This is a genomic window from Pseudoalteromonas sp. S1612 (assembly GCF_005887175.1).
In the GTDB taxonomy this organism is placed as follows: domain Bacteria; phylum Pseudomonadota; class Gammaproteobacteria; order Enterobacterales; family Alteromonadaceae; genus Pseudoalteromonas; species Pseudoalteromonas undina.
The window spans coordinates 1-10,650 of the sequence record NZ_PNDH01000067.1; the positions used below are offsets into that span (position 1 = coordinate 1).

The 10,650-nt window shown below is 41.4% G+C and carries 11 protein-coding genes; 3 read left to right on the forward strand and 8 right to left on the reverse strand.

Going from position 1 to position 10,650, the window contains the following annotated elements; genetic code table 11:
• Nucleotides 1–310: 310 nt before the first annotated feature.
• Nucleotides 311–1,027 (forward strand): SIMPL domain-containing protein, encoded by a 717-nt coding sequence (locus tag CWB78_RS17660; protein WP_075169840.1) that lies wholly within the window; start codon nucleotides 311–313, stop codon nucleotides 1,025–1,027.
• Here the strand turns inward: CWB78_RS17660 and CWB78_RS17665 are convergent.
• The 8 genes from CWB78_RS17665 to CWB78_RS17700 form a co-directional block, all read right to left on the reverse strand.
• Nucleotides 1,019–1,678, reverse strand: coding sequence for a hypothetical protein (locus CWB78_RS17665; RefSeq protein ID WP_138596740.1), 660 nt, complete (start codon nucleotides 1,676–1,678; stop codon nucleotides 1,019–1,021). The genes CWB78_RS17660 and CWB78_RS17665 overlap by 9 nt on opposite strands.
• 370 nt (nucleotides 1,679–2,048) lie before the next feature.
• Nucleotides 2,049–3,881 (reverse strand): DUF885 domain-containing protein, encoded by a 1,833-nt coding sequence (locus CWB78_RS17670; protein ID WP_138596742.1) that lies wholly within the window; start codon nucleotides 3,879–3,881, stop codon nucleotides 2,049–2,051.
• 84 nt (nucleotides 3,882–3,965) lie between these two features.
• Nucleotides 3,966–5,102 (reverse strand): radical SAM family heme chaperone HemW, encoded by a 1,137-nt coding sequence (gene hemW, locus CWB78_RS17675; protein ID WP_138596744.1) that lies wholly within the window; start codon nucleotides 5,100–5,102, stop codon nucleotides 3,966–3,968.
• Nucleotides 5,099–5,698 (reverse strand): XTP/dITP diphosphatase, encoded by a 600-nt coding sequence (locus CWB78_RS17680; RefSeq protein ID WP_138569545.1) that lies wholly within the window; start codon nucleotides 5,696–5,698, stop codon nucleotides 5,099–5,101. Before CWB78_RS17680 ends, hemW begins: the two co-directional genes overlap by 4 nt.
• Before the next feature lie 2 nt (nucleotides 5,699–5,700).
• On the reverse strand, nucleotides 5,701–6,144 hold the full coding sequence (locus tag CWB78_RS17685) for a DUF4426 domain-containing protein (RefSeq protein ID WP_138596746.1): 444 nt from the start codon (nucleotides 6,142–6,144) through the stop codon (nucleotides 5,701–5,703).
• A gap of 57 nt (nucleotides 6,145–6,201) precedes the next feature.
• Nucleotides 6,202–6,735 (reverse strand): YggT family protein, encoded by a 534-nt coding sequence (locus tag CWB78_RS17690; RefSeq protein ID WP_008113334.1) that lies wholly within the window; start codon nucleotides 6,733–6,735, stop codon nucleotides 6,202–6,204.
• 26 nt (nucleotides 6,736–6,761) lie between these two features.
• Nucleotides 6,762–7,583, reverse strand: a complete 822-nt coding sequence (gene proC / locus CWB78_RS17695; RefSeq protein WP_010391593.1) for a pyrroline-5-carboxylate reductase — start codon at nucleotides 7,581–7,583, stop codon at nucleotides 6,762–6,764.
• Nucleotides 7,584–7,600: 17 nt separating this feature from the next.
• The gene (locus tag CWB78_RS17700; RefSeq protein WP_138596748.1) at nucleotides 7,601–8,314 is read right to left on the reverse strand and encodes a YggS family pyridoxal phosphate-dependent enzyme; all 714 of its coding nucleotides are present in this window, start codon (nucleotides 8,312–8,314) and stop codon (nucleotides 7,601–7,603) included.
• Between the two features lie 2 nt (nucleotides 8,315–8,316).
• Between CWB78_RS17700 and CWB78_RS17705 the strand changes: the two genes are divergently transcribed.
• Both CWB78_RS17705 and CWB78_RS17710 read left to right on the forward strand, forming a co-directional pair.
• A complete protein-coding gene (locus tag CWB78_RS17705; protein ID WP_010391590.1) occupies nucleotides 8,317–9,357 on the forward strand; it encodes a type IV pilus twitching motility protein PilT in 1,041 nt (346 codons plus the stop codon).
• Nucleotides 9,358–9,366: 9 nt separating this feature from the next.
• The gene (locus tag CWB78_RS17710; protein ID WP_138569543.1) at nucleotides 9,367–10,503 is read left to right on the forward strand and encodes a PilT/PilU family type 4a pilus ATPase; all 1,137 of its coding nucleotides are present in this window, start codon (nucleotides 9,367–9,369) and stop codon (nucleotides 10,501–10,503) included.
• Nucleotides 10,504–10,650: the final 147 nt, after the last annotated feature.

Below are 10,650 nucleotides of genomic sequence, written 5' to 3' on the forward strand. Positions count from 1 at the left end.
AACAACATTGTTGCTTAATCACTCGAATAGGGTCTGTTGACCTTTCAAGGTTATATTTGCAGCAGTCTGTTTGGTATTTAGGCAAGGCAGAGCCTATGTGGTGTGGTTATTCCCCATAAATAGGCGATAACGCAGCATCAATGCCAAACAGGCGCTGCCCGGAGGGTTCTGCCTAGGGACGATTTACTCTTTGTTGCTCGGCTTTGACTTAGCCCACTAGGTTACAAACCTCGCGCCGCGATTAAATCGCCCCTAGTTTGAACAAGTTTTAATCCGCAAAGGTCAACAAACCCTAATCAAGGAGAGTGAAGTGAATAAAATATCGAATGTAACCGTTGTTATGGCAGCAGTTTGTTTAAGCATCGGCTTAATTGCATTGGGCTTTATCATTAAAGGAGCTGCGCTTGATATTAAAGGCATGGAGCGCACTGTTCAGGTCAAAGGCTTAGCAGAGCGTGAAGTGGTCGCTGATACTGTTATTTGGCCGCTGCAGTTTAATGACGCCGATAACAACCTTGAAAAGCTTGTTGAGCGAGTTGAGCAAAAAAACGATGCCGTAATTGCCTTTTTAAAGTTACATGGCTTTGACGATGAAGAAATATCGACAGGCACTCAATCTATTATTGATAAGCAAGCGCGTGAATACGCGAACGACAACCAAAAGTTTAGATACGTTATTAGCTCAAATATTATTGTGTACTCTAATGCCCCTGATAAAGTTAAAAACGCACTGAGTAAAGTGAGTCAGTTAGCTAAACAAAATATAGCCATAGTCCAAGATAACTATCAAACTCGTATTGAATATATTTTTACTGGGCTTAACGATATAAAACCTGCCATGGTGCAAGAGGCCACAGAAAAAGCCCGTGAAGTAGCAAATAAATTCGCGAAAGATTCAAACTCCCTTTTAGGTAAAATTAAAACCGCACGGCAAGGGCAGTTTAGTATTAGCGATCGGGATTCAAACACACCGCAAATTAAAAATGTACGCGTGGTTACCAGCGTAGAATATTACTTATCAGATTAGTGCCGCTACTTGTTCAGTAGAGCGCTGTAAATATGCGGCGCTTAACAGCAAGGTAATTTCGCTTGGAGGGGCGTTTTTTAATACCTCAAGCAATTGTAATTTTGCTCTAGGATTTTGTTTTTGTTCTATTTCCATTAATGCCAGTAAGGCTGAAAACTCATGTTTTACCGGTATGTTGGGCTTATGTGCATAAACGATATAGCTGGCCACCGGAGTGAGCCCGTGCTGATTGATTTGCGCCAATGCATGCAGTAGCTCTTCATTAGATTCAAATAACATTAACGAGCGAACATAGTTAAAAGGCAATTGGCTCGGCGCTGCGTGCTTGAACACATTATGTAACACGTTATTGCCATGGCTATCTGTACTAATAAAGCCTTTATTTAATTTTAATGCAAGCGTAAAAAAGCTCAGTGCATCTAAACTGGTTAGCTGTTCAATAAACGGCGCTGGTGGCGTATTGCTCGCTAAAATTCGCACGGCAATATTTTGCATAAAATCGTATTTAATACTCATGCGTAACGCGCTTTCAAACAGGTAATTAAGCTGCATCACTTTTTGAGCGTCAGTGAGCTTTTTAAAGTCGTTATCAAGCTCATCAAACTGTTGTTGTTTAATACGCGCATTGAGTAGCTGTATGCTTAGATCCATTCTGTTCTCCTTGAATACCTACTTTATCCTAGCTTAATTTTTTGCTTTATAAAACAAAAGGCCGCAATTGCGACCTTTTATATGTTTAAGTAGTTACTAGGGTCTGTTTACCTTTGTGGATTAAAATTTGTTCAAACTAGTGGCGGTTTAATCGCGGCGCGAGGTTTGTAACCTAGTGGGCTAAGTAAAAACCGAGCAACAAAGAGTAAATCGCCCCTAGGCAGAACCCTTCGGGCAGCGCCTGTTTGGCATTGATGCTGCGTTATCGCCTATTTATGGGGAATAACCACACCACATAGGCTCTGCCTTGCCTAAATACCAAACAGACTGCTGCAAATTTAACCTTGAAAGGTCAACAGACCCTAGATAATTAAGCTTGTTTGCTAGCAACCCACTCATCAACAAAGTTTTCTAGTACGTTTAATGGTACAGGGCCATTTTTAAGCACTACGTCGTGGAATTGACGAATATCAAACTTGTCGCCAAGCTGCTTTTTAGCCGCTTCACGTAGTTCTAAAATTTTCAGCATACCCACTTTGTAAGCCGTTGCTTGTGATGGCATTACAATATGACGCTCAACCATTTTTACACCGTCAGAAGTGGCGTTAGGAGTGTTGTTAACGTAGTAATCAATACCTTCTTGGCGAGTCCACTTCATTGCGTGAATACCGGTATCAACCACTAGACGACAGGCACGCCATAACTCCATAGCTAAACGACCAAAATCTGAATACGGGTCTTCATAAAGGCCCATTTCTTTTGGTAGTAACTCTGAGTATAAACCCCAACCTTCAATGTAGGCTGTGTAACCACCAAACTTACGGAACTTAGGCACGCCTTCCAGCTCTTGTGAAATAGCAATTTGCATGTGATGACCCGGAATACCCTCATGGTAAGCGAGAGCTTCCATTTGGTAAGTTGGCATTGCTTCCATGTCATAGAGGTTGGCATAGTAAATACCTGGGCGAGAACCATCTGGCGCAGGTTGTTGATAAAACGCTTTACCTGCCGCTTTTTCACGGAAAGCTTCAACACGTTTTACTATCATGTCGGCTTTTGGTTTTACAATAAACAGCTCATCTAAGCGTGTTTTCATGTTATCAATTAAGCCTTTAGCCTCACTTAGGTATTGCGCTTTACCCGCTTCAGTATTAGCAAGGTAAAATTGCTTGTCGGTTTTCATAAACTGCATAAAGGCGTTTAAGTCACCCTCAAAACCAACTTTATCTTTGATGGCACGCATTTCATCATGAATACGTGACACTTCGGCAAGGCCAATGGCATGAATTTCTTTTGCTGTAAGGTCTGTCGTGGTAGTGCGTTTAAGCGCGTTATTGTAAAACGCTTCGCCATCAGGGAATTTCCAAGCACCGTCACGGTCATCAGCACGTTTTTCTAGCTGTGCAATGTAGTTGATTAACTTAGAGTAAGCAGGTTTAACTGCTGTTTTTAATGCATTAGTCGCTTTACTAATAAGTGCATCTTTTTCAGCTTGGTCGATTTCTAAGGCATTTACTTTGCGTTTAAAGTCAGCCAAAAGAGTTGAATCTTCACCTTGTTCAAACGGTGCACCTTTAATAATATTTTTGCTTGAATCAATCACATGTGGAAATACAAATTTAGGCGCGATGATGTTTTTATCGGCGCGAATTTCTAAGCCGGTAATCAGTTGATCGAATACACCCGGTACCCCATTTAAACGAGCAATATAATCGTTTGCTTCTTTTACGTTGCTAATTTGATGCTGGTTAATTAAAAAAGCCGGCACCATAGAGTGCGTACCAAACATTTGGTTTACTGGGTAGTTATGGTAACGCCATTTAAAATCAGCAATGCTGGCTTCTAAATCTTGCTTTTTTAAATCATAACTTACTTGAGTAGCTGCATCTAATTGCGCACGGTCAATGCTGTTGAGCGTAACCAAATCGGCTTTAGTTTGTGCCAAGTCTTTTAGCGCTTTTTCTTCGCTGTTGTCATCCCATTTATCGTAATCTTTTTTGATGCCCATATAGGTTTGATAAACTGGGCTGCTCATTACATCACGATTAAAAGTGTCTTCAAAAAAAGCATTCGCTTTATCAATTTCACTTTGTACAGGTTGAACTTGAACCGCCGGTGCAGGCGTTGATTGTTGTGTTGCTTGTTGGCAACCGGCAAGCAGTGCCACGCTTACCGTGGCAGCAATTAGAGTAAGTTTACGCATTCGTTTCCCTTTTGTTGTTAGAAACCCATTAGGGTATTTTAATTTTTCATGTGTTTACTTTACATGCGTATAACGCCAAAAGCGTTATACGAACAATTCTAGCAGGTCATTTAAAAAGCGATGGCCTTTAAGGCTTACTTGCCAATGGCCGTCTTTTTCTATTAATAAACCTGTGTTAATAGCTTTATTCAAAGCCGCTTGTTGGCTTTGTAATGGCTGATTAGTTAGCGCACTGTAGTCTTCAATCGGGCATGGCTCTGTTAAACGAAAGCGATTCATAAAAAATTCAAACGCTAAGTCATCTTGCTCTACTTGCCAGCTTTTGTACAAGTAGGGCTTAATAATGTCCATGTAGCCCCGTGGGTGTTTAACCTTTTCAGTGCGTGTTATCACCCCTGTTTTCGCATCAGTAACCTTACCATGGGCGCCACAGCCAATACCAAGATAATCGCCAAACCGCCAATAATTCAAGTTATGTTGGCATTGAAAGCCTGGTTTTGCATATCCTGATATTTCGTATTGCTGATAGCCTGCTTGTGCTAATAATGCTTGGCCTTGTTCTTGAATATCCCATAAGGTTTCATCTTGTGGCAACGTGGGCGGTTTTGAAGCAAATTGCGTATTAGGCTCAATGGTGAGCTGATACCAAGAAATATGTGGTGGGCTCAGGGCAATGATTTGTTTTAAGTCACTTAGTGCGTCATCGAGGGATTGCCCTGGTAAGCCATGCATTAAATCAAGGTTAAAGCTATTCAACCCTGCTTCACTAGCTTGTTGTGCTGCATAACTGGCTTCATCGGCACCATGAATTCGGCCTAAGGCTTTTAACTTATCATTTTGCATGCTTTGCACGCCAATAGAGATACGGTTAATCCCTGCTTTTACATAATCTTTAAAACGGCCAGTTTCGACTGTGCCCGGGTTTGCTTCAAGGGTTATTTCACAGTTATCGCTTAAACCAATTAGGTTATCTATTTCATTGAGTAAACGGGTATATGCCGCGCCGGTTAATAGGCTTGGCGTGCCGCCGCCAATAAAAATACTGTGAATTTTTCGCCCTTGTACTAAGTGTAAATCAGCTTTTAAATCGTCAATTAAGTGCTGTACATATTCAGCTTCAGGGATGTCACCTTTTTGCCCGTGGCTATTAAAGTCGCAGTAAGGACATTTTTGCACGCACCAAGGCACGTGCACATATAAACTCAGTGGAGGAAGGTTCACAGGCCGCCTTTGTGTTGTAACTCTTGTAGTAATTTATTAAGTGCTTGTCCACGGTGGCTTAATGCATTCTTCTGCTCTTTTGTAAGCTCTGCACTGGTACAATTTTCTGATGGTACAAAAAAGATAGGATCGTAACCAAAGCCACCTTTACCGTGTTGGCTAAGGGTAATCTCACCTTCCCAGCTAGCACTGCAAATAAGTGGGGTAGGGTCGTCAGCATGACGCATTAGTACCAACACACACCAAAAACGAGCGCTGCGATTAGGGTTATTGCCTAAATCAGCCAGTAATTTATCGATATTATCTTGATCACTTGCGCTATTTCCTGCAAAACGAGCAGAGTAAACACCTGGCGCGCCATTCAGGCCATCAACTTCTAAGCCTGAATCATCTGCAATAGCAGGCAGTCCGGTAATTTTAGCCGCATGTCGCGCTTTAATTATCGCGTTTTCTACAAACGTGGTGCCTGTTTCGGCTACGTCACTGACATTAAAGTCGCTTTGCGGTACAACATTAATATTAAGTGAGCTGAGCATGTTAGCCAGCTCATTCACTTTTCCGGGGTTGCCGGTTGCAAGTACTAAGGTGTTGGTCATATTTAATCTACGTAAAATTTTTGCTTAAACTTTAATGTTTGAAACTGATTACCTTGTTGGATTTCAATTTCAAAACGTAAAATCTCTTCGTTGGTGTAATCTACTTGTGCTAGATAATAAATTGAATCGCCTTCAACGACTTCTTTAAAGTTAAGGGTTTGCTTGTTACCTAATAAGTTTTTAGCGGTACCTTGTAATATCGCTTTTTGAGCGGCTTTATCAGCATCATTTTTTAATATTGAAATATTAACAATGCCTTTATAGCCACTACGCTCAAGGTCATAAGCTTTAGCTATTTGCGGTTGAATAAACGTTGATGGAAAGGCTATGTAATGAACTTGCCAAGGGCCTAGTTCTTTGTATTGGGCGCCTTGTTCTTGAGCGCTGTGTGCATTAAATGCTAAAGCGAGACAAGCAATAAAACAAAACTTTATTAAACGTTGCATGGTTAACTCCTGAGTATGTAAAAAAGAGGCGCTAGGCCTCTTTATATTACGTTGTGCTTAAGCTAAAAGGTCCATTAGCAGCATTTGTAAAAACTGAATGCCGATGATCAGTACCAATACCGATAAGTCTAAGCCCCCTAGTGGCGGTAAGATTTTACGGATTGGCTTTAGCATTGGCTCAGTAAGCTGATGGAATACCGCTTCAATTGGGTTATAGCCTTGGCTTACCCAGCTTAAAATAGCGCGGATGATTAACACCCAAAAGACTAAATTTAAACCTTCTTTTAAAACAGTTATTAGTGCCTGTATAAGCACAGGTTGAATAGCCCAAGAGCTATAAATAAGCCACATTAATGTACTTATTTTTGCCGCAGCCACTATAAATGCCAGCAACAAAGAGGCTAAATCAAGCCCGCCTAGCCCTGGAATGATTTTTCGCAGCGGGTTAACTGCAAACGAAGTGGCTTTGACCACAAATTGGCTCATCGGGTTGTAAAAGTCGGCTTTTGCCCACTGTAGCCAAAAACGCAGTAGTACCACCATTAAAAATAGATCAAACAAGGTGCTAATTAAAAATTGCATGGCATTCATAGTATAACCTTCAATAAAAAATGGTTTTAAAGTTCTTGTTCCATTTGCACTGCACGCGCAATACACGCATCCATTGCATCACCCACAGTTTGGGTTAAACCTTGCGCTTTTAAATGCTCAACAGCTGCATGCGTGGTACCGCCTTTTGAGGTTACATTGGCGCGCAGTTGAGAAATGCTAATATCTGGTTGGCTAAGTGCCATTTCAGCTGCGCCTAGCGCTGTTTGCTGTACTAGGCGACGCGCGTCTTCATCATTAAAGCCAAGTGCTTTCGCTTTTTCTTCAATCGCTTCCATAAATAAGAAAAAGTAAGCTGGCGATGAGCCTGTCACAGCAATGACATCGTTAATTTGCGATTCTTGCTCTACCCACACTACAATGCCTGTGCATTCAAATACTTGTTGTACAAATTCATGTTCGCTTTGCGTTTCGCCAGCGCCATATAAGCCCGATACACCACGGCCAAGTAATGACGGTGTATTTGGCATACAACGCACCATTTTCACATCTTGGCCAAGCATTTCACGTAAGCGTTTAACGGTTAAGCCTGCAGCGACTGAGATAAATAATTTATCACTAAAGTCGATACCAGAATCTTGAAATGATTGGCATAAATCGCCCATCATTTGTGGTTTAACAGACAGAACAATGACATCTGCATCGCGCATAGCTTCGTTATTGTCACTGGTGGTTTGCACCTTAAAGTCGGATGCTACCTTGGCTAGTTTTTCTTGGTTGCGGTTAGTTGCAATAATATTGTTTGCGTTAAAGCCGTTTTTTACCATGCCACCAATGATGGCGTAGCTCATATTACCTGTGCCTATAAATGCGATTTTTTTATCTGACATATGTCTGTTATCACCTTTTAAGTTCGTGTTCCAAAAATATCTGTGCCGATCCTCACCATGGTTGAACCTGCCGCTATGGCAGCCTCTACATCGTTACTCATCCCCATCGACAACGTATCTATATGAGGATATTGGGTCTGTAGTTTATCAAAGCAAGTTTGTAATTGCTCAAAATATTGAATTTGCGTGTTAGCATCGTCACTTTTTGCAGGAATAGCCATTAGTCCGCGTAATTTTAACTGTGAACACTGACTTATAAATTGTGCTAGTTGGTCTATTTCCTCTACGGCACAGCCGGATTTCGCGTCTTCTGCGCTAATATTAACTTGTATCAGTATATTAAGAGCGGGCATTTCCTGTGGGCGCTGAGCGTTTAAGCGTTTTGCTATTTTTAGTCTGTCGACGCTTTGTACCCAGTCAAAATTAGCAGCCACCAAAGCGCTTTTATTTGACTGTATAGGGCCAATGAAATGCCAAACAATATCGCTAAATGTGGCTAGTTGCGCTATTTTATCTACAGCTTCTTGAACATAAGATTCACCAAATTGGCGTTGCCCTTGCTCATATGCTGCCATAATATCAGAGACGGGTTTGGTTTTAGATACTGCAAGTAACGTAATGTCGTTACTATTGCGCTGTGCATTTTGCGCTGCCTGTGCAATTCTAGCGTAGGCGGATGTGAGTCGTTCTGCTATTGTAACCATATATTTATCAGTTAGTTGTGGAGTCATAAATGGATATCACCGAATTATTGGCATTTAGTGTGCAACATAAAGCATCAGATTTGCACTTATCATCAGGGGTGTCACCTATGATACGTGTTGATGGTGATGTGCGACGAATTAATATACCAGCACTTGGAGATAAAGAAGTCAGCAGTCTGGTTTATGACATTATGAACGATAACCAGCGTAAGGACTATGAACAAAATCTCGAAGTGGATTTTTCTTTTGAAGTCCCTAATTTAGCACGTTTTCGTGTAAATGCCTTTAACTCTAATCGTGGTCCTGCTGCCGTGTTTCGTACTATCCCGAGTGATGTATTGACACTTGAAGATTTGGGCGCGCCGGAAATATTCAAACAAATTTCAGATAACCCACGAGGCTTAGTATTAGTTACCGGCCCTACAGGCTCAGGTAAGTCGACTACACTCGCAGCCATGGTGGACTATATAAATCAAAATAAACATCATCATGTACTGACCATTGAAGATCCTATCGAATTTGTGCACGATAATAAACTCAGCTTAATTAACCAGCGTGAAGTTCACCGCGATACACATAGTTTTTCTAATGCCTTGCGAAGTGCATTGCGTGAAGACCCTGATGTTATTTTGGTAGGTGAGTTACGAGATCTAGAAACTATTCGCCTTGCTATGACTGCTGCTGAAACTGGTCACTTAGTGTTTGGCACTTTGCATACCACGTCGGCACCTAAAACCATTGACCGTATTATTGATGTATTCCCTGGTGAAGAAAAAGACATGATCCGCTCTATGCTTTCTGAATCATTGCGTGCGGTTATCTCACAAACACTGATCAAGAAGGTCGGTGGAGGGCGAGTGGCTGCACACGAAATTATGTTGGCAACGCCTGCTATTCGTAACTTAATTCGTGAAGATAAAATTGCTCAAATGTACTCATCGATTCAAACCGGTGCGTCGCAGGGCATGCAAACCATGGATCAATGTTTAACAAACCTTGTTAACAGAGGCATTATCACTCACTCAGCGGCGTATACAAAAGCACAAGATAAGACGCAGTTTAGCGCTTAAGGAATTATTATGACTTTATCTCTAAATCACTTTTTACAAATAATGATCGACAAAAAAGGCTCTGATCTATTTGTATCAAGCCAGCTGCCTATTAGCGCTAAAATTAATGGCGAGCTGATACCTCTTAATGATGACAAACTAACCGATGAGCAAGCGCTGGAATTAGTTGAATCAGCGATGAGTGAAAAGCAAAAAGCAGAGTTTCATAGCACCAAAGAGTGTAACTTTGCAATTGCAACCAGCGAAGGGCGCTTTCGTATTTCGGCTTTTTGGCAACGTGACAGAGCGGGGATGGTTATTCGCCGGATTGTGACCCAAATACCTGATGTAAAAGAGCTGGGATTGCCCTCAGTACTTACTGATGTGATTATGTCAAAGCGCGGACTGGTATTATTTGTAGGTGGTACTGGAACAGGTAAATCAACGTCTTTGGCGGCGCTTATTGGTTATAGAAATCGCAATCAACGTGGGCATATTTTAACTATAGAAGATCCAATTGAGTTTGTTCATGAACATAAAAAAAGCATTATTACTCAACGTGAAGTGGGCTTAGATACTGAAAGTTTTGAGTCAGCACTAAAAAGCTCTTTACGCCAAGCGCCTGATGTTATTTTAATTGGTGAAATTCGATCGCAAGAAACTATGGAGTATGCGTTAAGCTTTGCAGAAACAGGTCATTTATGTGTTGCCACCTTACATGCTAACAATGCTAACCAAGCTATTGATCGTATTATGCACTTAGTGCCAAAAGAGAAGCACGATAAGCTTAAATATGATTTAGCATTAAACTTACGCGCTATTATTGCCCAGCAGCTTATCCCTACCTCTGATGGTGAGGGACGTGCTGCTGCTATAGAGGTGTTATTGAATACGCCAATGGTGAGTGAGCTGATTAAAAACGGTAATATTGGTGCTATTAAAGAAACTATGGCCAAATCAACAGAAATGGGCATGCAGACCTTTGACCAAGCGCTGTTTGAGCTTTACAGACAGCAACGGATTAACTATGCCGATGCACTTCATCATGCAGACTCGCCAAATGATTTACGTTTAATGATAAAACTGCGTAATAACGAGCAGCAAGGGGCAGGCTTTTTACAAGGTGTAACCATTGATGGTCTTGATGATAAAGGTAATATTACTTAAGGACAATTAACTCGTTGCTGCCTACATGGATGTAAGCCAGTAGAATAACGTAGGAGCAATTATCGAACCCACTAGGTTACAAACCTCGCGCCGCGATTAAATTGCCCCTAGTTTGAACGAATTTTAATCCGCAAAGAACCATCAGAC

Excerpts from the sequence above, each read along its gene's own strand:
- CWB78_RS17665 (WP_138596740.1), bottom strand. The coding sequence starts at position 1,678 with ATGGATCTAAGCATACAGCTACTCAATGCGCGTATTAAACAACAACAG.
- CWB78_RS17670 (WP_138596742.1), bottom strand. The coding sequence starts at position 3,881 with ATGCGTAAACTTACTCTAATTGCTGCCACGGTAAGCGTGGCACTGCTT.
- CWB78_RS17680 (WP_138569545.1), bottom strand. The coding sequence starts at position 5,698 with ATGACCAACACCTTAGTACTTGCAACCGGCAACCCCGGAAAAGTGAAT.
- CWB78_RS17685 (WP_138596746.1), bottom strand. The coding sequence starts at position 6,144 with ATGCAACGTTTAATAAAGTTTTGTTTTATTGCTTGTCTCGCTTTAGCA.
- CWB78_RS17690 (WP_008113334.1), bottom strand. The coding sequence starts at position 6,735 with ATGAATGCCATGCAATTTTTAATTAGCACCTTGTTTGATCTATTTTTA.
- proC (WP_010391593.1), bottom strand. The coding sequence starts at position 7,583 with ATGTCAGATAAAAAAATCGCATTTATAGGCACAGGTAATATGAGCTAC.
- CWB78_RS17700 (WP_138596748.1), bottom strand. The coding sequence starts at position 8,314 with ATGACTCCACAACTAACTGATAAATATATGGTTACAATAGCAGAACGA.
- CWB78_RS17705 (WP_010391590.1), top strand. The coding sequence starts at position 8,317 with ATGGATATCACCGAATTATTGGCATTTAGTGTGCAACATAAAGCATCA.
- CWB78_RS17710 (WP_138569543.1), top strand. The coding sequence starts at position 9,367 with ATGACTTTATCTCTAAATCACTTTTTACAAATAATGATCGACAAAAAA.